This is a genomic window from Streptomyces sp. NPDC051776 (assembly GCF_040681345.1).
In the GTDB taxonomy this organism is placed as follows: domain Bacteria; phylum Actinomycetota; class Actinomycetes; order Streptomycetales; family Streptomycetaceae; genus Streptomyces.
The window spans coordinates 64,521-87,046 of the sequence record NZ_JBFAYQ010000028.1 but is presented as its reverse complement, the minus strand read 5'-3'; the positions used below and the strand labels follow the sequence as shown (position 1 = coordinate 87,046).

Below are 22,526 nucleotides of genomic sequence, written 5' to 3'. Positions count from 1 at the left end.
ATATTGATTCGATCAACATGGGAGTGCGACGAGCCATGGCGGAAGATCCGGGATCCGCGGCGACAGAGCGGCGGCTGAGCACGCGGGAGGCCGCGGAGCGGCTCGGCGTGAAGCCCGAGACCGTCTACGCGTACGTCAGCCGGGGCCTGCTGACCAGCCACCGTACGACCGGCGGCCGGGGCAGCACCTTCGACCCGGGCGAGGTGGACGCGCTTGCGCGGCGCGGCCGACGCGACCAGACGGCCTTCGGCGGTGACTCCGGCGAGGCGGGCGCCGTGCCTGCCATCGGCACGGGCATCACCCTGATCGGAGAGGACCGTTACTACTTCCGCGGCGTCGACGCGGTGGAGCTCGCCGGGCGGTACGGCTGCGAAGAGGTCGCCGAGTGGCTGTGGACCGGCACCATGACGCCCGGCATCCGGTTCACCGCACCCGAGGAGACCCTGGCCGCCGCCCGCCGGGCGGCCGACGCGCTGCCCCGGCACAGCGGCCCGCTGGACCGGCTGCGCGTGGCCGCCGTCGCAGCGGGCGCCGCCGACCCGCTGCGCTTCGATCTGTCCCGGCCCACGGTCCTGGCCACCGCGCGCAGCCTGATCCCGACTCTGGTCGATGCCCTGGCGCCCGCCGGAGGCGACCCGGGGCCACGCGCCACGCTTGCCCGACGCCTGTGGTCGCGGCTCACCCCCACCGCGCCCGACGAGGCGTCGCTGCGCGCCCTGGAGACCGGGCTCGTCCTGCTGATCGACCACGATCTGGCCGCCTCCACGTACGCCGCCCGGGTCGCCGCCTCCGCCCGCGCCCACCCGTACGCCGTGGTGTCCGCGGGGCTCGGCGCTCTGGAGGGGCCCCTGCACGGCGCCGCGAGCGCACTGGCGCATCGGATGCTGGCCGAGGTCCTGGAACGGGGCAGCGCGGCCGCCGTCGTCGCCGACCATCTGCGTACTGGACGGCGCGTACCGGGGCTCGGGCACCGGCTGTATCCGGGCGAGGACCCGCGCGCCCGGGCACTGTTCGCCCGCCTGGAGGAGATGAAGCCGGCGGAACCGGCGTTTGCGGCAGCCCGTGAGGTGGAGGCGACGGCGGCCCGGCACGCAAGCCTGCACGCCAATGTCGATCTGGCGCTGGCCGTGCTGTCAGTGGCGGCGGGGATGGGGCCCGAGGCGGGCGAGACGGTCTTCGCGGTGGCGCGTACTGCGGGCTGGATCGCCCACGCGCTGGAGGAGTATGCGGAGCAGCCGCTGAGGATGCGCCCCACCGGTCGCTACCGCGGGCCCCGCCCGCCCCAGCCGCTTCCGTAGCAACGACCCCGCTTCCGTAGCAACGACCCCGCTTCCGCAGCAACGACCCCAGCCGCTTCCACAGCAACGAAAGGAACTCCCCCGCGTCGGCGATGAAAGAGACTCCGCAAGAGGGAGCGCACAGAGCGCAAGGAACGGACGAAATGGGCGGCCCGCTACGGCGCAGGGTCGCGCGGTGCCTGGGCGGTGGACCCCCTCACCACGAGCTCCGGTTCGAAGAGCAGCTCGTCCCGTGTCACGAAGTGACCTCCGATCTGCGCGGACAGCAGCTCGACGGCGGCCCGGCCCATGGCGTCGATGGGCTGGCGGACCGTGGTCAGCGGCGGCTCGGTGCAGTTCATGAAGGCGGAGTCGTCGTACCCCACGACGGAGACGTCGCCCGGCACCGACAGGCCCCGGCGGCGTACGGCACGGACCACGCCCAGCGCCATCGGATCGCTGGCGCAGACGAATCCCGTCACCCCGGCGTCGAGAAGTCGACCGGCGGCGGCCTGGCCGCCCTCCAGGGAGAACATCGTCCGCGCCACACGGTCGTCCGGCAGCCCGCCCGCGTGGCAGGCGGCCAGGGAGCGGGCGGCAGCGAGCTTGCGCTCGGAGGGCACATGGCCGGACGAGCCCAGCACCAGCCCGATGCGTTCGTGACCGAGCGAGGTGAGATGGCGCCAGGCCTGCTCGACGGCGACCGCGTCGTCGCACGAGACACCGGGGAAGCCGAGGCCCCCGACGGTGCCGTTGATCAGCACGACGGGAATCCTGCGGTCGGCGAGGTGCCGGTAGTGCTCGTGCGGGCCGTCGGCCAGCGCGTAGTGCCCGCCGGCGAAGACCACGCCCGACACGTGCTGCTGGAGCAGCAGGTCCACGTAATCGGCCTCGGAGACCCCGCCCTTGGTCTGGGTGCAGAGCACGGGAGTCAGTCCGAGCCGGCCGAGCGCCCCTCCGACGACCTCCGCGAAGGCCGGGAAGATGGGGTTCTGCAGCTCCGGCAGGACCAGGCCGACGAGGCGGGCGCGCTCGCCGCGCAGCTGCGTGGGGCGCTCGTAGCCGAGGACGTCCAGCGCGCTGAGCACGGCCTGCCGGGTCCCCTCGGAGACCCCGGGCTTGCCGTTGAGAACCCGGCTGACGGTGGCCTCGCTGACCCCGACCTTCTGCGCCACCTCGGCAAGTCGTCGCGTCACATGCGCAAGATTAGCGCAGGGCTGCGCAAGCGGATTGCGAGAGGGTGGTCCGCAGCCCGTAGTACGGCACCGGGCTCCACCGCCGATACCGCCTTGCAACAACGGGACACTCTGGTTACTTTCTCCCCTCAAGTAAGTACGCCCCGGGGTTGTCTCCCGCGCCGGCCGCGGCAGGGAGGCGACCACGTCAGTTGGAGGTTCTCGCGGTGACCGCGATCCCGCCGCCGTGGACGCGGCTCACCGGCACCGCCCACGCCATCGCGCTGGAGGTCCTGCTGCGCGGCCCGCTCCCGCGCAGCGAACTCGCCCGGCGGCTGGGCCTGTCGGCGGCCAGCGTCACACGGCTGGCCAAACCCCTCCTGGACAGCGGGCTGCTGATCGAGGAGGGGCCGAGCCAGCAGTCCCGTACCGGCCGGCCGACCAGGCCCCTGGACATCGCACCCTCCTCGCACCACTTCATCGGCGTGAAGGTGACCGGTGAGGACGCGCACGCCGTCCTGACCACGTTGCGCGCCGAGGTCATCGCCTCCTGCCGGTCCGATCTCCGGGGCAAGGACCCGGAGGCGGTCGTCGCCACCGTCGCCGGGCTCGTGGCCGAACTGGCCTCGGGTGCCCCGCACGTGACGGCGCTGGGCCTGAGCCTGGGCGGCCAGGTGCCCGACCACCGTACGGTCGTGGCCGCCCCCTTCCTGGAGTGGACCGAGGACATCGCCCTGGGCGCGCTGCTGGAGGAAGCCACCGGGCTGCCCACCGTCGTGGAGAACGACCTGCTGGCCCTGACGCGCGCCGAGCACTGGTTCGGCGCGGCCCGGGACCACGACCGTTTCGCGGTCCTGACCACCGGGGTGAGCGTGGGCTACGGGCTGGTGGTGCACGGCGCGGTCGTCGACAGCCCGGACGCCGGCGTGGGCCTGGTCGGGCACTTCCCGCTCGATCCGCTCGGTCCCATGTGCCCCGAGGGGCACCGGGGTTGCGCGAGCGCGATGCTGTCGATGCCGAGCGTCTGCGCGTCCGTGTCCGTGGGGCTGCAGCGCCCGGTGACCTACGAGGAGTGCCTGGACCTGGCCGCCGAAGGACACCCGGTCGCGGAGCCGGTGATCACGGCATCCGCACGGGCCCTGGGCCGGCTCGTCGCCGCCGTCGCCAATCTCACGATGACGCCCCTGGTGATCCTCACCGGCGAGGGCATCCGCCTGGCCGAGGTCGCCCGGCCCGCCCTCGATGAGGCGCTGCGCCGGGACCGCAATCCACGGGCGGCGCCTCTCTCCCTCGAAGTGCAGGCAGTCGACTTTGCGCAGTGGGCGCGGGGAGCCGCGGCCACCGCGGTCCAGGACTACGTGCTCAGCGGTGCCGCCGAGGAGGGCACCGCAGCGGATTGAGCCTGCTCCGCGGCGGACGCGATCAGCCGACGGTGCGGCGCAGCACGTACGCCTCCCAGGGGCGCACCAGCAGCGGCGCGTCCGGAATGGCCGCGACACCGGGCGGCGGACCGGGATAGTTGGCGACGAGGACGTCCGCCCGCGCCCAGTCGCCCGCGTCGGGCACCGGCACGGGCAGGGTCTCGGTGGCGAAGTTGCCGATGACGAGCAGTTCGGTGGACCGGTGGCGGCGCGTGAAGGCGTAGATCTGCTCGTGGTCGTCGAGCAGCATGGTGAAGTCGCCCTGGGAAACGGCGGGTTCGGTGTGCCGGAGGGCGATCAGACGCCGGTAGTGGTGGTAGACCGAACACGGGTCGAGCACCGCGTCCGCGGCGTTGATGTCCCGGTGGTTGGGGTTCACCGGGATCCAGGGGGTGCCAGTGGTGAAGCCCGCGTGCTCACCCGCGTCCCACTGCATGGGCGTACGGGCGTTGTCCCGGCTCATTGCGCGCAGGGCGTCGAGCACGGCCTCCGGGTCGCCGCCCGCGGCGACTGCCTGGGCGTGGTGGTTGAGGGACTCGATGTCGCGGAAGTCCTCGATCGAGGCGAACGGCGCGTTGGTCATGCCGAGTTCCTCGCCCTGGTAGATGTACGGCGTGCCGCGGTGCAGGTGGAGAACGGTGGCGAGCATGGTCGCCGAGCGGACCCGGTACTCCTCGCTGTCGTCGCCGAACCGGGAGACGATGCGCGGCTGGTCGTGGTTGTTCCAATAGAGGCTGTTCCAGCCGGTGGAGTTGAGCCCCGTCTGCCAGCGTCCCAGCGTCGCCTTGAGGTCGGTCAGCCGCAGCGGCCGCACGTCGAACTTGCCGTCGCCGTGGTCGAGTCCGACGTGCTCGAACTGGAAGACCATGTCGAGTTCGGCGCGTGCGGGGTCGGTGAAGAGCCTGGCGTCCTCGACGGTGACGCCGGGCATCTCACCGACAGTGAGCAGCCGGTCCGAGCGTCCGGCGAAGACCTCACGGTGCATCTCCTGCAGGAACTCGTGGATCCGCGGGCCGCATACGTAGGCCGCCGACCCGTCCCCGTACGGACTGCCGACGCTCACGGGACCGTCGGGCAGTGCCGGGTCCTTGGAGACCAGGTTGATGACATCCATCCGGAAGCCGTCCACGCCGCGGTCGAGCCACCACCGCATCATCGCGTGGACCGCCTGCCTGACCTCCGGGTTCTCCCAGTTGAGGTCGGGCTGCTTCGGCGAGAAGAGATGCAGGTAGTACGCGTCGCTCGCCGGTTCGTGCGTCCAGGCCGGACCGCTGAAGAACGAGCCCCAGTTGGTGGGCTCGGCGCCGGGCTCACCAGGGTTTGTGCCGGGGCGGGCGGGGCGCCACCAGTACCAGTCGCGCTTGGGGCTGTCCGGTGAGCTGCGCGACTCGGTGAACCAGGGGTGTTCGTCGGAGGTGTGATTGACCACCAGGTCCATGACGAGCTTCATGCCGCGCGCGTGGACGGCGGCGAGCAGGTCGTCGAAGTCCGCGAGGGTGCCGAAGACGGGGTCGATGTCCTGGTAGTCGCTGATGTCGTAGCCGTTGTCGTCCTGCGGCGACGGGTAGACCGGGGAGAGCCACAGCACGTCGACGCCCAAGCCGGCGAGGTGGTCCAGCCGGCCGATGATGCCGCGCAGATCCCCGATGCCGTCGCCGTCGGAGTCGGCGAAGCTGCGCGGATAGATCTGGTAGACGACCGCGTCCTCCCACCACGTCGCCCGGTGCGCCCGAGGGTGCGGCAGCACGTACGGATGCGGGTCGGCGTCGCCGGTGCGGACGTGGGCGCTGCTCTTCACCTGTGGAACCTCTCCTGGGAAGCCGGAGCGCCTGTCTGCGGGGCTGGCGGAGCAGACAGGCGCCGCTTAGTTGTACGACGAAAGCCTCCATCCGTCAAATGCCTCCAAGATCGGCGCTCAAGCGCCAGCTATGGGCACTCATGCGCCAAATTTAAGCTGGCAAAGTTTCTTGACGAAGAAAAGTCGGCGTGCCACGATCCCGTCCACGGCTCGCCCCTGGCGCGGATGCCGCTCTCCGCAGCACACGTACCTCCCTCCCCCACGAGGGCCCTCCGGCATCTGCCGGCGGCCGAGGCCGGCCGGGCGCGACGGCGGTGCGCGACGGCGCGTGCCGCCCATCCAGAGAAGGGAACTCCGATGCGCAGAGCGCTCCCGCTCGCCCTGGTGGCCACGTGCGCCGTGCTCGCGGCCGGCTGCGTCACCAGCAACCCCGACAGCTCGACCAAGGCCGGAAAGGCCGAGGGCACGATCACGTTCTGGCACTCGTACAGCGCCGACTCCCCCGAGGTGAAGACGCTCCGCGAGAAGGTCATCCCGGGCTTCGAGGCACAGCACCCGCGCGCCGAGGTCAAGGACGTCTCGATCCCCTACGAGAAGCTCCACCAGAAGGTGGTCACCTCCGCGGCCGGCGGCACGCTGCCGGACGTGCTGCGCTCGGACATCGTGTGGGTGCCCGAGTTCGCCAAGCTGGGCCTGCTCGAGGACATGAAGGCGCTGCTCCCCGACTTCGACAAGCTCGTGGCCAAGACCTACCCGGGCCCCCTGGAGACCAACAAGTACCAGGACAGGTACTGGGGTGTGCCGCTGGACACCAACACGCGGGTGCTGCTCTACAACAGCGACGCGCTGGCGAAGGCGGGCATGAAGAAGCCGCCCAGGACCTTCAAGGACATGCGCTCGTACGCGGACAAGCTCTCCGCGAAGGGCGTGAAGCTCTTCGCCGACAACGACCTGACCGGCTGGAACGTCGCGCCGTGGATCTGGTCGGCCGGCGGCGAGATCACCGATGAGGACCACAAGAAGGCCACCGGATACCTCAACAGCCCCGCCTCCGTCCGGGGCGTGAAGCTGCTGCAGGACCTCTACGACAAGAAGCAGATACCCCGACTCATCGTCGGCAGCCAGGGCAGCAAGGCCCTCCCCCAGGGCCTTGCCAAAGGGGACTACGCCAGCCTGCTGGACGGCCCCTGGCTGTACCCGGTGATGAAGAAGCAGTACCCCGACTTCGCGATGAAGGCCGCACCGGTGCCCGCAGGCCCCGGCGGCAGCATCAGCGTCGTCGGCGGCGAGAACGTCGTCGTGACCAAGTCGTCCAGGAACAAGCAGCTCGCCGCCGAGTTCACCCGCTATCTGCTCAGCCCCAAGGCCCAGAGGGCGATGGCCGAGGTCGGCCAGATGTCCGTGCTCAAGGACGTCGACATGGCCGCGATCGACCCCGTCTACAAGAGTTACGCCACCCAGCTCAAGACCGCACGTCCCCGCACGCCCGTGCCCAACTGGCCCAAGATCGATGATCTGTTGAAGAAGAAGCTGCAGACCACCTTCACCGATCACGGGGACGTCAAGAAGGCCCTCGACGAGGCGGCGGCGGAGATCGACACGCTGCTGGCAGAGGGCTGAGGCGGCCCGCACCGTGAAGACCCGCACCCCCACCCCGGTCGCCACCGCCCCCGCCTCCGCGGGGGCCTCCCCCACCCCGGCCGCCTCGCGCTCCGTGAGGCGGACCGGGGGCGCCGGCCGTCTGGCCCCGTACGGCTTCCTGCTCCCGGCGTACGCCCTGTTCGTCCTGGCGGTGCTCTACCCCATCCTCATCACCGCCCAGATCAGCCTCTACCGGTGGAGTCCGCTGCCGGGCGCCGTGCAGACGTTCGTCGGGCTCGACAACTACACCCGGGCCCTGCAGGACAGCCATTTCTGGCTGAGCATGGTGAACGTCGCCGTCTACCTGCTGGTCACCGTGCCCGGTCAGGTCGTCATCGGCCTGTTCGTCGCGCTCCTGCTGAACCGCAAGCTCCCCGGGCGCACCGTCTTCCGCGTGCTGTTCTATCTGCCCGTGGTGACGAGCTGGGTCGTGGTGTCCCTGCTGTTCCGGTATCTGTTCACCACCGAGGGCGGACTGGTCAACTGGGCGCTCGGCACCGACATCGCCTGGCTGGACAACCGCTGGACCGCCCTGGCGGCCCTGTGCGCGCTCGGCATCTGGAAGGGCATCGGGTGGACCGCCGTCATCCTGCTCGCCGGTCTCCAGGGCATCAGCGAGGACCTGCACGAGGCGGCTTCCCTCGACGGCGCGGGCCGGCTGCGCCGCCTGTGGCACATCACCCTGCCGGGGCTGCGGCGCAATCTGCTGTTCGTGACCGTCCTGCTGGTCATCGGCAGCTTCCAGGTCTTCATCTCGGTGCTGCTCATGACCTCCCGCGGCCCGGCGGGACAGACCGAGGTGCCGCTGACCTACGTCTACCAACAGGCCTTCGAGTTCCTGGACTTCGGCTACGGCTCGGCACTCGCCCTGATCATGACCGTGCTCGTCCTGGTGCTGTCGATCGTGCAGACCGTGTTCGTGAACCAGGTGGAGAAATGACGCGCCACATCCGCTTCGTGCTGCTGACGCTGGGCGCGCTCGTCGTGACCGCGCCGTTCCTCTACATGCTCTCGACGTCCTTCAAGCACGACACCGCCGTCTTCGACGTCCCGCCGCAGTTCATCCCCTCCGACCCGACGACGGAGAACTTCTCCACCGCCTGGACCGCGAACGACTTCGCCCGGTTCTTCGCCAACTCGCTCATCGTGGCGACGGTCAGCACCTTCTGCACGACGGTTCTGGCCGCGCTCGCGGCGTACGCCTTCGCCCGCTTCCGCTTCCCCGGGCGCGCCGTGCTGTTCTGGACGATGATGCTGGGGCTGATGGTGCCCGGCGTGATGCTGCTCATCCCGCAGTTCACCGTGGCCCGCACGCTGCAGCTCACCGATACCCTCTCGGGGCTGGTCGTCTTCTACATAGGCACCGGAATGGCGTTCAACACCTTCCTGCTGCGGGGCTTCTTCGAGCAGGTGCCGCATGAGCTGGACGAGGCGATGATGATCGACGGCGCGGGCACCGTACGCCGGTTCACCACGCTCTACCTGCCGCTGGCCCGGCCGGCGCTCGCCACCTCCGCGGTCCTGGCCTTCCTCGCCTCCTGGGACGAGTACCCCTGGGCTCTGACGATCATCAACGACCCGGCGAAGCAGACCCTGCCGCTGGCCATCGCTCAGTTCCAGGGCCAGCACGCGAGCAGTTGGGGGCTGGTGTTCGCCGCGTCCGTGCTGTCCTTGATCCCGGTCCTGGTGATCTATCTCCTCGGGCAGCGTCACTTCGTCTCCGGCATGCAGGCCGGTGCCCTGAAGTAGAGCGCGATTCCGTCCCGCCCCTGTTGTGCGCGTTTTGCTCGCGCTACAACAATCGCCGGACCCCGCTCACCTGGCCGCCCTCTACGCTTCGTTCCCTGGACCGAAGCGGAAGAGGGCGCTCCGGATAGGAGCGGTGAGCGGCGAGACGGAGGCGGACACATGCGTATCGGATGGCCACGCCGCGTCTTCTCGCAGGTGCTGCTCATGCAGCTCGCCATCGCCACCGGCGTCACCGCGCTGGCCACCGGACTCTTCCTCCAGCCGCTCGGCGATCAGCTCGACGACCAGGCCATGCGCCGGGCACTGTCGATCGCGCAGACGACGGCGGCACGCCCCGGACTCGCCGAGGACCTCCAGCGGACTCGGCCCTCGCCCGACGGCCCCGTCCAGGCCGAGGCCGAACGGATCCGGCTCTCCACCGGAGCCGAGTACATCGTGATCATGGACGAGCGCGGCGTGCGCTGGTCCCACACCTCCCGCAGCGGATCGGGCGCCATGTCTCGACCGATCCCAGCGCCGCCCTCGCCGGCCACGAGGTCATGCAGATCGACAACGGCACGCTGGGGCGGTCCGCCCGCGGCAAGGTGCCCCTGCGCGACGCGGAGGGCGACATAGTCGGCGCCGTGTCGGTCGGCATCGCCTACGAGAACGTACGCGACCGGCTCATCTCCGCCCTTCCCGGACTGCTGGCATACGCGGGCGGCGCCCCGGCCGTCGGCGCGCTCGCGGCATACATCGTCGCGCGCAGGATCCAGCGCCGCACCCATGACCTCGCCTTCTCCGACATCTCCGCCCTGCTCGCCGAGCGCGAGGCCATGCTGCACGGCATCCGCGAGGGCGTGGTCGCCCTCGACGCGCGGGGCAGGGTGCGGCTGGTGAACGACGAGGCGCAGCGGCTGCTGGGCATCGGCCCCGAGGACACGGGGCGGCCGCTGGACGACGTGCTGGGCCCCGGCCGGACCACCGATGTGCTCGCGGGCCGGGTGACGGGCCAGGATCTGCTGGCGGTGAGCGGCAACCGGGTCCTCGTCGCCAACCGCATGCCCACCGACGACGGCGGTGCCGTGGCCACGCTGCGGGACCGCACCGAACTCGAACGCCTCGGGCGCGAGCTGGACGGCACGCGCGGCCTGATCGACGCCCTGCGCGCCCAGGACCACGAGCACGCCAACCGGATGCACACCCTTCTGGGCCTGCTGGAGCTCGGGCTCCACGAGGAGGCGGTGGAGTTCGTGACCGAGGTCGTCGGGGTGCACCGGGCGACGGCCGAGCAGGTGGCCGAGCGGGTGCACGATCCGCTGCTGGCGGCCCTGCTCGTCGGCAAGGCCACGGTCGCCGCTGAGCGCGGGGTGAGCCTGCGGATCTCCGAGGACACCCTGCTGCCGGACCGGGTGATCGACCCGCGCGGCCTGGTGACCGTGCTGGGCAATCTGGTCGACAACGCACTCGACGCCGCAACGGCTACGGCCGATCCGCAAGTGGAGGTCGCGCTGCGGGCGGAGGGACGTACGGCGGTCGTGCGGGTCGGCGACTCGGGGCCCGGTGTCCCGGCCGAACAGCGCGAACTGATCTTCACCGAGGGCTGGTCCACCAAGAAGGCTCCGTCGCACGGGCAGCGCGGTATCGGCCTGGCCCTGGTGCGCCGGCTTGCCGAGCGCCAGGGCGGCAGCGCCGGGGTCAGGGCGGGAGCGAATGGCGGAGCCGAATTCACGGTCCTCCTGCCGGAGGCCCTGTCCGAGGAACTGGCCGCGGAACGGCCGGGAGCACTGCCGGGCGCGGCGGCATCCGGCGAGGCGGTGCCGGGTCCATCGGAGCCGAGTCCATTGGTGCGGGGTCCATCGCAGCAGGGTCCAGTAGTGCCGAGTCCATCGCAGCCGAGTCCATCGCAGCCGGGTCCATCGGTGCCGAGTCCATCGGAGCCGGGACCATCGGCGCGGGCGGAGGCGGGCGAAACCCGATGATCCAGGTCCTGGTCGTGGACGACGACGTACGGGTCGCCGGGATCAACGCGGCGTACGTCGCCAGGGTCCCCGGCTTCACCGTCGCGGGCACGGCGCACACCGCGGCCGAAGCGCGGGAGGTCCTGCGGACCTCCCCGGTCGATCTGGTGCTGCTCGACCACTATTTGCCCGACGAGACCGGGCTGGAACTCGTCGCCCGGCTGCGGCAGCTCGGCCACCACACCGACGTCATCATGGTGACCGCCGCCCGGGACATCGCCACCGTGCAGGCGGCCATGCGACACGGCGCGCTCCAGTATCTCGTCAAGCCCTTCACCTTCGCCGGGCTGCGCACCAAGCTCGACGGCTACGCGGCCCTGCGCCGCGCCCTCGGCACCGGAGGCGAGGCCGAACAGGCCCAGGTGGACCGGATCTTCGGCGCCTTCGGCACCGTTGCGCCCGGGCCGCCCGACCTGCCCAAGGGCCACTCGGCGCTCACCGCCGATCTCGTACGGGAGGTTCTGCGGAGCGCGGAAGACCCGCTGTCCGCGCAGGAGGTCGCCGACCGCTCCGGGCTCAGCCGGCAGACCGCCCAGCGCTATCTGAAGCTCCTGGAGAGGGCGGGCCGGGTCCGGATGAGCCTCCGGTACGGGGAGACGGGCCGCCCCGAACACCGCTACGTCTGGACCCGGGCGTGAGCCCCCTGGGCCACCCGGCTGCGCCCACCGCTCAGGCGGCCCCCGCGCCCGTCAACGCCCGCACCTCGGTCTCCGCGTACGTCGCCGGGTCGGCGCTCTCGCGCGAGGTCACCGTGCCGAGCCAGCCCGCGAGGAACCCCAGGGGCACGGAGACCAGCCCCGGATTCTGCAGCGGAAAGAGGGCGAAGTCCGCGCCGGGGACGAGGGATTGAGGGCTGCCGGACACCACGGGCGACAGGAGCACCAGCACGACGGCCGGAACCAGCCCGCCGTAGACCGCCCAGAGCGCCCCGCGGGTGGTGAAGCGGCGCCAGAACAGCGCGTAGAGCAGCACGGGCAGGTTCGCCGACGCGGCGACGGCGAACGCGAGTCCGACCAGGAACGCCACGTTCATTTCCCGTGCGAGCAGCCCGAGTCCGATGGCCACCGCCCCGATCAGCACGGCGGACGCCCGCGCCACGGCGACCTCCCCGCGCTGCGTCGGGGCACGGCGGCGCAGTGATGCGTACAGATCGTGGGCGACGGACGCGGAAGAGGCCAGGGTGACGCCCGCGACGACCGCGAGAATGGTGGCGAAGGCGACGGCGGCGACCACCGCGAAGAGCACCGCACCGCCCGTGGTGCCCACGCCACCGCCGAGATCGAGCGCGAGCAGCGGAACGGCCGTATTCCCGGCCGGACTTGACGTCCGTACGGCGTCGGTGCCGACGACAGCGGCCGCACCGAACCCCAGCACGATGGTCATGAGGTAGAAGCAGCCGATGAGCCCGATCGCCCAGACCGTGGAGCGGCGGGCGGCCCGGGCGGTGGGCACGGTGTAGAACCGCGACAGGATGTGCGGCAGCCCGGCCGTGCCGAGGACGAGCGCGAGGCCGAGGCTGATGAAGTCCAGCCGCGCGGTCCAGTCCTTGCCGTACGCGAGGCCCGGCGCGAGGAAATCCCGTCCGTGACCGCTCCGTTCGGAGGCGGTGGTCAGCAGCGCGGCCAGGTCTCCGTGGAAGCGCAGCAGGACGAAGACCGTCAGCGCAACGGCTCCGCCCATCAGCAGCACGGCCTTGACGATCTGGATCCAGGTGGTGGCGCGCATGCCGCCGAAGGCGACGTAGACCACCATGAGCGCACCGACACCGACCACGGCCCAGGTGCCAGGGTCGTCCACGCCCCACGGGCCGGACGACGGCGGCCGTGCGCCACCGAGCAGCAGCGTGACCAGGCTCCCCGCGCCGACCATCTGTGCGACGAGATAGAGAACGGAGACCGTGACGGAGGAGACACCGGCGGCGATCCGCACGGGGCGCTCCCGCATACGGGCCACCACGACGTCGGCGAGGGTGAACCGCCCGCAGTTGCGGACCAGTTCGGCCACGAGCAACAGCACCACGAGCCAGGCGACGAGAAAGCCGACGGAGTAGAGCATGCCGTCGTAGCCGTAGAGCGCGATCAGGCCCGAGATGCCGAGGAAGGACGCGGCCGACATGTAGTCGCCGGAGAGTGCGAAGCCGTTCTCCATGGGCGAGTACAGCCGCCCGCCCGCATAGAACTCCACGGCCGATCCGCGGCGCCTGCGGCTCACCCAGGTCGTGATGGCCAGCGTCACGGCGACGAAGACGCTGAACAGCACGAGCGTGAAGGTCTGGTGCTCCGCCGCCGCGGTGGACCCGGTCAACGCCCCTGCTCCCGCGTCCGGTCCCGCGTCAGCTCCTGGGTCTCCCAGCGCAGATCGAGGGCCGCCCGGTCGCGGCGCAGCCGGGCCTGGCGGGCGTAGGCGAAGGTCAGCAGGAACGTCGTGACGAACTGCGCGAGCCCCGCGACCATCGCCACGTTCAGCGGCCCTCCGGCGACCGGCCGGGCCATCAGGCCGGGCGCGGCCGTCGCCGCGATCACATAGGTGAAGTACCAGGTCAGAAAGGCGACGGAGGCGGGGATGACGAACCGGCGGTAGCGGCTGCGCACTTCCCTGAAGGCCGGACTTTGCTGCACTGCCAGATAGACGTCGGCGGCGGACTCGGGCCGGGGGCGGGCAGCCGAGGCCTGCGCGCCTCCCGGCGGGAACTCATGGGCGGGCTCGCACCAGCCCGAGGCGATCGCGTCGTACCAGGGGTCGTCGAGCCGGATCGAACCGGCATCGGTCCCGTCGTGCTTCTCCACCCGGACTCTCCTTGCTGCGCGGACGGACGGCATGGCCGCGGAGCAAGAATGGACAGACGGGGAAGATCCGGGACTCTCCAGTCCCGGACATTCACCCCATCAAGTGAAGAACGCAGGCGCCGTGCATGCGCGGGCGCCGGTTTCTCAGGTGTCGATGCGCGAAAGGTCCAGCGTGGCCGCGGAGTTGGTGATGAACTCCTTGCGCGGCGCCACCTCGTTGCCCATGAGCAGGTCGAACGCCGCCTCCGCGGCCTCCAGGTCGCTGATGTTGACCCGGCGCAGGGTGCGGTGACGCGGGTCCATCGTCGTCTCCGCGAGCTGGTCCGCGTCCATCTCGCCGAGACCCTTGTAGCGCTGGATGCCGTCCTTGAACCGGATGTTCTTGGCCTGGAGTTCCAGGAGCTTCTCACGCAGCTCGTTGTCGGAGTACGTGTAGATGTACTTGTCCTGGCCCTTCTTGGGGTTGATCAGCTCGATCCGGTGGAGTGGCGGTACGGCCGAGAAGACCCGGCCCTGCTCGACCATCGGGCGCATATAGCGCTGGAAGAGCGTGAGCAGCAGGCAGCGGATGTGCGCGCCGTCGACATCCGCGTCGGCGAGGAAGATCACCTTGCCGTAGCGGGCCTGGTCGATGTCGAAGGTCCGGCCGGACCCGGCCCCTATGACCTGGATGATCGCGCCGCACTCCGCATTCTTCAGCATGTCGGAGATCGACGACTTCTGAACGTTGAGGATCTTTCCGCGGATCGGCAGCAGCGCCTGGAACTCGGAGTTCCGTGCGAGCTTGGCCGTGCCCAGCGCCGAGTCGCCCTCGACGATGAACAGTTCGCTGCGGTCGACGTCGTCGCTGCGGCAGTCAGCGAGCTTCGCGGGCAGCGAGGAGGACTCCAGCGCGGTCTTCCGGCGCTGCGCCTCCTTGTGCTGCCGCGCCGCGATGCGCGTACGCGCCGCCGCGGCGACCTTCTCCAGCACGGCCCTTGCCTGCGCCTTGGTGTCGCGCTTGGAGGAGGTCAGGAAGGACTTCAGCTCCTTGGCCACCACGGCCGAGACGATCCGGGAGGCGGCGGAGGTGCCCAGCACCTCCTTGGTCTGGCCCTCGAACTGCGGCTCCGCCAGGCGCACCGTCACCACAGCCGTGAGCCCCTCCATGGCGTCGTCCTTGACGACGTCGTCCTCGGCGACACGGAGGGTCTTGGTGGCGCGGAGCACCTCGTTGACGGTGCGGGTGATCGCCCGCTCGAAACCGGTGACGTGGGTACCGCCCTTGGGGGTGGCGATGATGTTGACGAAGGACTTGGTCGTCGTGTCGTAGCCGGCGCCCCAGCGGAGTGCCACGTCGACACCCAGCTCGCGCGTGACCTCGGTCGGCGTCATATGGCCGCGGTCGTCGAGGACCGGGACGGTCTCCTTGAAGGTGCCCTGTCCGCTCAGCCGCAGCACGTCGCACACGGCCTTGTCCTGCGCCAGGTACTCGCAGAACTCGCTGATCCCGCCGTCGTACCGGAAGACCTCCTCGACCGGCCCGTCCGACTCGATCAGCCGCTCGTCCCGCACGACAATCATCAATCCCGGCACGAGGAAGGCCGTCTGCCGGGCGCGCGCGTGCAGTGTCTCCAGGTTGAGCTTGGCGTCCTTGAGGAAGATCTGGCGGTCCGCCCAGAAGCGCACGCGCGTGCCCGTACGGGACTTGGGCACCTTCCTGCCCTTGAGCAGGCCGCTGGAGGGGTCGAACGGCGCGTCCGGACCGGATTCGGTGAAGATACCGGGGACACCGCGCCGGAAGCTGATCGAGTGGGTGCGGGAGCTGCGGTCGACCTCGACGTCCAGCCGCGAGGACAGCGCGTTGACGACGGACGCGCCGACGCCGTGCAGACCGCCGGAGGCCGCGTACGAGCCGCCGCCGAACTTGCCGCCCGCGTGCAGCTTCGTCATCACGACCTCGACGCCGGACAACCCCGTCTTCGGCTCGACGTCGACCGGGATGCCGCGGCCGTCGTCGCGGACCTCGACCGAGCCGTCCTCGTGGAGCACCACGTCGATCCTGGTGCAGTGGCCGCCGAGGGCCTCGTCCACGGAGTTGTCGATGATCTCCCAGAGGCAGTGCATGAGGCCGCGGCTGTCGGTGGAGCCGATGTACATGCCGGGGCGCTTGCGAACCGCCTCCAGCCCCTCGAGGACGAGCAGGTGCCGCGCTGTGTAATTGGAACCGTCGCGGTCTGCTCCCGTCAGCAGCGCAGTGGACGGCACGGACGTCTCGGCGGTCACGCGGTTCGCTCCTCGCTGAATTCTGTATGGGCCGGGTGGGGCCACAGTGATGACTGGGTCGCCCGTCAGAGGGTACCGAGGCTTGATAGAGCCTTTGTGCCGCAACCCGTGAGGAGGCCCATGCTAGTCCAGCGTCGCTCGTACGTTCGATACCTCGTGGGGGTGACGCGAACATCACGTTCCCTTCCAGGCATGAACCATTTAGGCTCCGGGCACGTCCTCATTCACAACCGGCAATCCAGCCGGGGGGACAAAATAAGGCAACCTTGACCAGCGCGATGCATACGTGAGCCGAGCGATCGGCTCATTCGCCGCCAACCGGCAGCATCCAGCCTCCTCGGACGAGAACTTTCGAGGAAAGGCCCGAGCGGGAACGTTTTGGGGCTGGTTGGATGTTGACCCTGGTACGACAGCTCGTCGAGCTAGAGAAGAGGCGACGTGACTACTGTTCTGACACCCGCGACTCCGCTGACGGCCGCCGACCGGTGCGACCGCTGCGGTGCCCAGGCGTACCTCCGCGTCGTCCTGATGAGCGGCGGTGAACTGCTCTTCTGCGCCCACCACGGTCGCAAGTTCGAGCCTGAACTGAAGAAGATCGCCGCGGAGATACAGGACGAGACGGAGCGCCTCACCACGGTTCCCGCGTCCGCGTCCGACAACGAACGCTGACCTCGTACGACCGACGAGCCTGTGTCGGCTCAGGGCCGACCGGTGGGCGGCTACCTTGTGACCCAGGGTGGCCGCCCCCTCTCGTCCCCGGGTGCACGTCCGGCCCGGCCGACCGGCGCCCGGTGCGCGGCGAGGACCACGCCTCGCATCCGTGACGGAGACCACGACTCACGTCAACGGCACAGACCAACGGCCAAACGTCCGCGGCGAAGACCTCGACATTCGTGGACATTCTTGAACAAAGACCGCGCATCGCAGACGGTCAGCGCCGCAGTGCTCGAAGCCCGGACAGCGCCGAGACCCGCGTGTAGACCCCGGGGCTCTCGGCTTGCCCGCAGCCGCTGCCCCATGAGACCAGGCCGATCAGCCGTCCATGGGCCACGAGAGGCCCTCCGCTGTCGCCCTGACAGGCGTCCCGCCCGCCACCGGACTGTCCGGCGCAGACCATGGTGTCCGCCTCGTAGCGGCCGTCCAGCGTCCCGGGATAGGCGCGCTCGCAGACGCCGTCCTCCAGCACCCGCACCTGCGCAGCGTGCAGCCTGGTGGTGTACGTGGCGCGGCCCGTCGTGTCGCCCCAGCCGTAGACCGCCGCCGTAGTCCCCGCCTTGTAGGCGGAGTCGCCGCTGTGCGCCATGGGGATGACGTGGTCACGGGAGAGGGGCTGCGACAGCGTGAGCACCGCGACGTCACCGGCGTTGGTGACGGCGTCGTAGCGCGGGTTGACCCAGATGCCGCTCACGGCGATCTCCCGGCCGTTCTGGTCCCTGAGGTTGTCGCGATCGGCGATGACCTTGAGATCGCGCACAGAACTCCGGTCCGTACCCAACACGTCCCGGCTCATGCAGTGCGCCGCGGTGAGGACCTTCGTGGGCGAGACGACGACCGCGCCGCAGAACTGTCCCGATCTACTGCTGCCGAACTGCTGGCGGCTGCCCAGCGCCACGGCCCACGGGCTCTCCGACACCGGTACCGGACGGCCACCTATGATCACGCCGTCCGCGGCGGCGGGAGCGGGCTTCGCGAGGGGCAGAGCCACGCCGGCGGACGCCAGCGCGAGGGCGCCGATGAGTGCTCGGGAGATGGAACGCATGCTGTCTCCTGACTCTCTGGTGCTATCTGCACACCCAGAGTGACCCAAACGGGCGGAGAACGCACACGGACGGCTGACGCATCCGAACAGCAGGTGGCCCGGAACCCCCGAGGGGTTCCGGGCCGGGAAGCGACGCGGCCGCGAGCCTCAGTCGAGGTAGTCGCGCAGCACCTGCGAGCGGGACGGGTGACGCAGCTTCGACATCGTCTTCGACTCGATCTGCCGGATGCGCTCCCGCGTCACGCCGTAGACCTTGCCGATCTCGTCGAGCGTCTTCGGCTGACCGTCGGTGAGGCCGAAGCGCATGGACACCACGCCGGCCTCGCGCTCGGAGAGGGTGTCGAGAACCGAGTGCAGCTGTTCCTGCAGGAGCGTGAAGCTGACCGCGTCGGCCGGGACGACCGCCTCGGAGTCCTCGATGAGGTCGCCGAACTCGCTGTCGCCGTCCTCGCCCAGCGGGGTGTGCAGCGAGATCGGCTCGCGGCCGTACTTCTGGACCTCGATGACCTTCTCGGGGGTCATGTCGAGCTCCTTGGCCAGCTCCTCCGGAGTGGGCTCTCGGCCCAGGTCCTGGAGCATCTGGCGCTGGACACGCGCGAGCTTGTTGATGACCTCGACCATGTGCACCGGGATACGGATGGTGCGGGCCTGGTCGGCCATGGCGCGGGTGATCGCCTGACGGATCCACCACGTGGCGTACGTCGAGAACTTGTAGCCCTTGGTGTAGTCGAACTTCTCGACCGCACGGATCAGACCGAGGTTCCCCTCCTGAATGAGGTCCAGGAAGAGCATGCCGCGGCCGGTGTACCGCTTGGCCAGCGAGACCACGAGGCGAAGGTTCGCCTCGAGCAGGTGGTTCTTGGCCCGGCGGCCGTCCTCGGCGATGATCTCCAGCTCGCGCTTGAGCTTCGGGGCCAGCTTGTCGGCGTTCGACAGCTTGTCCTCGGCGAAGAGACCCGCCTCGATGCGCTTGGCGAGCTCCACCTCCTGCTCGGCGTTGAGGAGGGGGACCTTGCCGATCTGCTTCAGGTAGTCCTTGACCGGGTCGGCGGTGGCGCCGGCCGCGGCGACCTGCTGCGCCGGAGCGTCGTCCTCGTCCTCGTCGGACAGGACGAAGCCCTCGTTCTCGGGACCGGTCCCCTCGGCGCCCTCCGCACCGGGTTTGCCGGGCGCGGTGGGCTCCTCGATGATCTCGTCGCCCTCGAGCAGCTCGTCGGCTTCCTTCTTGGCCGGGGCCTCGGCGGCCTTCTTCGCGGCCGCCTTCTTGGCCGGGGCCTTCTTCGCCGCGCTCTTCTTGGCCGCGGCCTTCTTCGCGGTCTTCTTGGCGGGCGCCGTGGCCGCTTCGTCGGCGGCCCCTTCGGTCGCAGCCTCGGCGGCGGGGGCGGGCTCGGCGGGGGCGGTCGCCTTCTTGGCCGCGGACGCCTTGGCGGCGACGGTCTTGGTGGCGGTGCGCTTCGCCGGGCTCTTCGCTGCGACGCTCTTACGGGTGCGCTTGGGCGCCTCTGCGGCACTGACCATCAGCGTCACACCCTCCTCGTCGAGGACCTGGTTGAGGCTGCGCAGAACATTCTTCCACTGGGTTGGCGGAATCTGGTCAGCCTCGAAGGCCCGACGCACGTCATCGCCGGCGATCTGCCCCTCAGCCTTTCCCCGCTCGATGAGCGCCATGACAGACTCGGACTCGGCGATCTCCGGCGGGAGCGTACGGGATGTGCTGGCCGACACGAACAACCTCTCGGAACGATGGGAATGGCTTCCGGCCCAGTCCACGATGGACCGGAGCCGCCGACCGCCGGCGGGGATGGACCGACGGCGTGGGCGCAATCACAGAGCAACACAGCGTCGCGAACGACATCCGTATTCCCTCAGCGACTGTCACCTCTTAAGTCATCGCGCTCTCCCGAAGAGTGTTACGCCCAATTCACGTGGCCCGAGTCACACCTCGCAGCGGGTGCGAACTGACCGTAATCAGACACATCGTGACAAGTGGCTCGCGTATCGGCTCCTACTCCGCCCGAGCGGGGCAGGAGCCGATGTCGCGGCGGAAGCCCGGCCTCGCGCGAGCGTCAGTGCTCGCGCGGGGCGGGCACGACACGCTCCACCTCCGGCTGAGCGGTCAACAGCTGGCGCATGGCAGCCTCCGCGTCAGGGGCGTCCCCCGAGCCGAGCGCCTCGACGATGCGCGAGTGGAGACCGATGCTGACCTCGGTCGGCCGGTCGCATCCCGTCGCAGGACCACCGGAGACCTGAAGCGCCGAGGAAACGATTCCCGAGAGGTGTTCCAGCATGCGGTTGCCGCTGAGCTGGAGGAGCAGGGCGTGGAACTCGGTGTCGGCGCGCGAGAACGTGAGGGTGTCGCCCTGTGCCAGGGCATGCCCCATGATCTCGACCATGTCGGCGAGGCGTTGCTGGACGTCCTCCCGGCCGTGGCCCGCCGCGAGACGCGCCGCGAGCGGTTCGATGGTCCAGCGGAGCTCGCACAGCTCCCGGCGCTGGTCCTCGCGCTGCGGTCCGAACGCCCTCCACTCGATGATGTCCGGGTCCAGGAGGTTCCAGTCACTCACCGGCCGGACGCGGGTGCCGACGTTGGGCCGGGCGCTGACGAGGCCCTTGGCCTCGAGGACGCGCAGTGACTCCCGCACGACCGTGCGGGAGACCTCGAAGCGCTGGCCGATCTCCTCGGGGACGAGTGGGCGGTCGGCGCCGAGGTCGCCGGAGACGATCATCTGGCCGAGCTGCTGGACGAGTTGGCCGTGCAGCCCTCGCCCACGGCTGCCGGCTGCCCGGCGGCCGACTCGGCCCATCTCCGTGTCGGTCCCGTCCCAGGAGGGACCTCCGGCACGCTCGGCGCCCGGGGCTTCGCCATAGGGGTAGCGGTCAAGCTCGCCCGGGCCGGACAGTCCGGAGTCGACGGGGCGAGCCGCGGTCATCATGGTGTGCGCAAGGGTACTCACGCATCCTTTGTCGGCGGCGCTCCGGGCCGCCTTGAGGTCTTTGGTGAAAAGCACACGAAAGGGTGATCGCCCATCACCTCATAATTGACGCCTAATCGGAAGGAAATGGGCTATCCCCGTTGGGTTGTGGGCAGTTCGCGCGGATCCCGCCTCCTCGTCGGCCACGGGCCGGCCTTGCCGCGCAACACTGCGATCAGGTAAGCGCCGAGGAGGGCACGGAGTGACAACGCCGGGGCCTGACCCACAGGTTGAGCAGCGGACCACCGTCCTGGACGGCCTTCGGCCGAGCCCATCGGGGGCGCGGCGGAGTTGACTGGACTGCATGTCCGGCAGCCGGACATTGGAGCTGTCCACGGACCAGAACCGGGCTGAGGGTCACGGCGAGCGGATGGGCGCCGGGCGCACGGGAGGACCTGTACAGGGAGGACCTGTAGAGCAGGGACGACGGCACGCGGCTGGGTCGCCGCAGCGGGGACGACGGCACTCGCGGCTGGGTTGCCGCAGCCGGAACGGGAACGGCCAGCGCAGCGGCGACCGGCCGTGGTCGAATGGCCCGGCCGAGAGCGGACCGCTCACCTACGGCCGCTGACGAGCCCGCCCATCCAGCTGCCACCTCGGACCACTCCACGGTCAGGGCGACCGCCGCGTGCCCGAAGACGGCCCACGGGGTGGGGGCGTTGACGGCGACAAGGAGCGGCGCGAGGGAAGCCGCCGCGCCGGTGGAGACGACGGGTTTGGCTCGCAGGAGGCGCAGGCGCCGCGGTGCGCGGCCGCCTGCGTACGCCAGCGCGGAGAAATCCGATCCGTTTCCCGGAGCAGGGCTCCCGAGCCCCCCAGTGCTCCGAACACGGCTGACAATAGAAGGAGTTGGGGGCTGTCTACCTGTGGGAAATGCGTGCGCGGGCGAGGCGTCCCAGAAGCGGGCCAGGAGCAGAGCGGCGAGGAACGGCGCGGAAAGCCTGACCACGGTGCGAGCACGGCCACGGCCTGAGCACGGCCACGAGCGCGGCCGTGGCGACCATGCGCGGGCCGGCCTTCCGGTACGCCCCCGCGCGGCACAGCTCGTAGCGTGCCGGAGGGTAGGGCCTGGGGTTTGCGAAGACGATCACTCGTCCGCGGGCGACTGGCGCGTGGGGCCGTACTGCTGGATCGGGCGTATGTGCTGGACGCGGCGAGGAAGGTTCCAGCGAGACAGCGCGGCCGACGAGACAGCGAAATCCCCTGGAATTCCTGGTCACTTCGGGGCCTCTTGAGGCGAAGGTATCGGCCAACCCCGGCCGGTCCGGGTGTCGGGGCAGGCTTCACGGTCTCGGGCCGCTGGACGGCTTCTGCGGGTAGCCGACTCGGCCACCGCGGGTCGGGTTCGCCACGTCAGTGGAACTCCTGTCGGATCGACCCGACTTGGGAGCCGGGAGCGCACCGCTCGGTGGCTGGAGGACACCTGGCAGAGGAGGGTCAGTGAACCCTTCACGCCCTTTCGCCGCATGCTCCCTGCACTCCTGGACAGCGGGCTCCTCGGGCGCGGACGCCCCCGGTGGAGGCGGCCTCGAAGCTTCCGTGCGGGGGTGAACGGCCTACGAAGAAGCCCCATGTCACCGATGTCGTCAGCGAGTTGCACCACGCATGCCCCCTTCGAGCCGCAACAACAGGCGCGAAGCCGTCGACTTGCCCGATCCGGAGGCACCGAGCAGAACGGTGATG

Annotated in this window: 16 protein-coding genes and 1 pseudogene; 9 read left to right on the top strand and 8 right to left on the bottom strand. The window is 70.2% G+C overall.

The genetic code is table 11. From position 1 onward, the window contains the following. Positions 1-35: 35 nt before the first annotated feature. Positions 36-1,298, top strand: a complete 1,263-nt coding sequence (locus AB0M26_RS21375; RefSeq protein ID WP_365263390.1) for a citrate synthase — start codon at positions 36-38, stop codon at positions 1,296-1,298. 155 nt (positions 1,299-1,453) lie between these two features. On the opposite strand, the gene AB0M26_RS21370 is transcribed toward AB0M26_RS21375, so the two are convergent. Further along, positions 1,454-2,473: a LacI family DNA-binding transcriptional regulator gene (locus tag AB0M26_RS21370; RefSeq protein ID WP_365263389.1), complete on the bottom strand. Its 1,020-nt coding sequence runs from the start codon at positions 2,471-2,473 to the stop codon at positions 1,454-1,456. A gap of 206 nt (positions 2,474-2,679) precedes the next feature. On the opposite strand from AB0M26_RS21370, the gene AB0M26_RS21365 reads away from it, so the two are divergent. After that, positions 2,680-3,852 carry an ROK family transcriptional regulator gene (locus tag AB0M26_RS21365; protein WP_365263388.1) on the top strand — a complete coding sequence of 391 codons (1,173 nt, stop codon included), beginning with the start codon at positions 2,680-2,682 and terminating at the stop codon, positions 3,850-3,852. 22 nt (positions 3,853-3,874) lie between these two features. Here AB0M26_RS21365 and AB0M26_RS21360 read toward each other — a convergent pair whose 3' ends face one another. Beyond that, positions 3,875-5,671, bottom strand: coding sequence for an alpha-glucosidase (locus tag AB0M26_RS21360; RefSeq protein ID WP_365263387.1), 1,797 nt, complete (start codon positions 5,669-5,671; stop codon positions 3,875-3,877). Between the two features lie 357 nt (positions 5,672-6,028). Here AB0M26_RS21360 and AB0M26_RS21355 point away from each other — a divergent pair, with 357 nt between their 5' ends. From AB0M26_RS21355 to AB0M26_RS21330, 6 genes and pseudogenes are all read left to right on the top strand, one after another. After that, on the top strand, positions 6,029-7,291 hold the full coding sequence (locus AB0M26_RS21355; RefSeq protein ID WP_365263386.1) for an extracellular solute-binding protein: 1,263 nt from the start codon (positions 6,029-6,031) through the stop codon (positions 7,289-7,291). 13 nt (positions 7,292-7,304) lie between these two features. Next, the gene (locus tag AB0M26_RS21350; protein ID WP_365263385.1) at positions 7,305-8,252 is read left to right on the top strand and encodes a sugar ABC transporter permease; all 948 of its coding nucleotides are present in this window, start codon (positions 7,305-7,307) and stop codon (positions 8,250-8,252) included. Continuing rightward, the gene (locus AB0M26_RS21345) at positions 8,249-9,061 is read left to right on the top strand and encodes a carbohydrate ABC transporter permease (protein ID WP_365263384.1); all 813 of its coding nucleotides are present in this window, start codon (positions 8,249-8,251) and stop codon (positions 9,059-9,061) included. Before AB0M26_RS21350 ends, AB0M26_RS21345 begins: the two co-directional genes overlap by 4 nt. Before the next feature lie 159 nt (positions 9,062-9,220). Further along, positions 9,221-9,675, top strand: a pseudogene (locus tag AB0M26_RS21340) (histidine kinase); the annotation flags it as partial. Positions 9,676-9,876: 201 nt separating this feature from the next. Then, positions 9,877-11,022, top strand: coding sequence for an ATP-binding protein (locus AB0M26_RS21335; protein ID WP_365263400.1), 1,146 nt, complete (start codon positions 9,877-9,879; stop codon positions 11,020-11,022). After that, the gene (locus AB0M26_RS21330; RefSeq protein WP_365263383.1) at positions 11,019-11,699 is read left to right on the top strand and encodes a response regulator; all 681 of its coding nucleotides are present in this window, start codon (positions 11,019-11,021) and stop codon (positions 11,697-11,699) included. Before AB0M26_RS21335 ends, AB0M26_RS21330 begins: the two co-directional genes overlap by 4 nt. A 31-nt stretch (positions 11,700-11,730) precedes the next feature. On the opposite strand, the gene AB0M26_RS21325 is transcribed toward AB0M26_RS21330, so the two are convergent. The 3 genes from AB0M26_RS21325 to AB0M26_RS21315 all read right to left on the bottom strand — a co-directional run bounded on the left by AB0M26_RS21325 (position 11,731) and on the right by AB0M26_RS21315 (position 16,112). After that, positions 11,731-13,365, bottom strand: a complete 1,635-nt coding sequence (locus AB0M26_RS21325; protein ID WP_365263382.1) for a cation acetate symporter — start codon at positions 13,363-13,365, stop codon at positions 11,731-11,733. Further along, positions 13,362-13,847 carry a DUF485 domain-containing protein gene (locus tag AB0M26_RS21320; RefSeq protein WP_365263381.1) on the bottom strand — a complete coding sequence of 162 codons (486 nt, stop codon included), beginning with the start codon at positions 13,845-13,847 and terminating at the stop codon, positions 13,362-13,364. Before AB0M26_RS21320 ends, AB0M26_RS21325 begins: the two co-directional genes overlap by 4 nt. A 144-nt stretch (positions 13,848-13,991) precedes the next feature. Continuing rightward, a complete protein-coding gene (locus AB0M26_RS21315; RefSeq protein ID WP_365263380.1) occupies positions 13,992-16,112 on the bottom strand; it encodes a DNA topoisomerase IV subunit B in 2,121 nt (706 codons plus the stop codon). A gap of 438 nt (positions 16,113-16,550) precedes the next feature. On the opposite strand from AB0M26_RS21315, the gene AB0M26_RS21310 reads away from it, so the two are divergent. Next, positions 16,551-16,781, top strand: coding sequence for a hypothetical protein (locus AB0M26_RS21310; protein ID WP_365263379.1), 231 nt, complete (start codon positions 16,551-16,553; stop codon positions 16,779-16,781). Positions 16,782-17,043: 262 nt separating this feature from the next. Here the strand turns inward: AB0M26_RS21310 and AB0M26_RS21305 are convergent, their stop codons facing one another. The 3 genes from AB0M26_RS21305 to AB0M26_RS21295 all read right to left on the bottom strand — a co-directional run bounded on the left by AB0M26_RS21305 (position 17,044) and on the right by AB0M26_RS21295 (position 20,879). Next, the gene (locus AB0M26_RS21305; RefSeq protein WP_365263378.1) at positions 17,044-17,871 is read right to left on the bottom strand and encodes a serine protease; all 828 of its coding nucleotides are present in this window, start codon (positions 17,869-17,871) and stop codon (positions 17,044-17,046) included. A gap of 147 nt (positions 17,872-18,018) precedes the next feature. Beyond that, on the bottom strand, positions 18,019-19,596 hold the full coding sequence (locus AB0M26_RS21300; RefSeq protein ID WP_365263377.1) for an RNA polymerase sigma factor: 1,578 nt from the start codon (positions 19,594-19,596) through the stop codon (positions 18,019-18,021). A gap of 341 nt (positions 19,597-19,937) precedes the next feature. Continuing rightward, a complete protein-coding gene (locus AB0M26_RS21295; protein WP_365263376.1) occupies positions 19,938-20,879 on the bottom strand; it encodes a FadR/GntR family transcriptional regulator in 942 nt (313 codons plus the stop codon). Between the last annotated feature and the right edge of the window lie 1,647 nt (positions 20,880-22,526).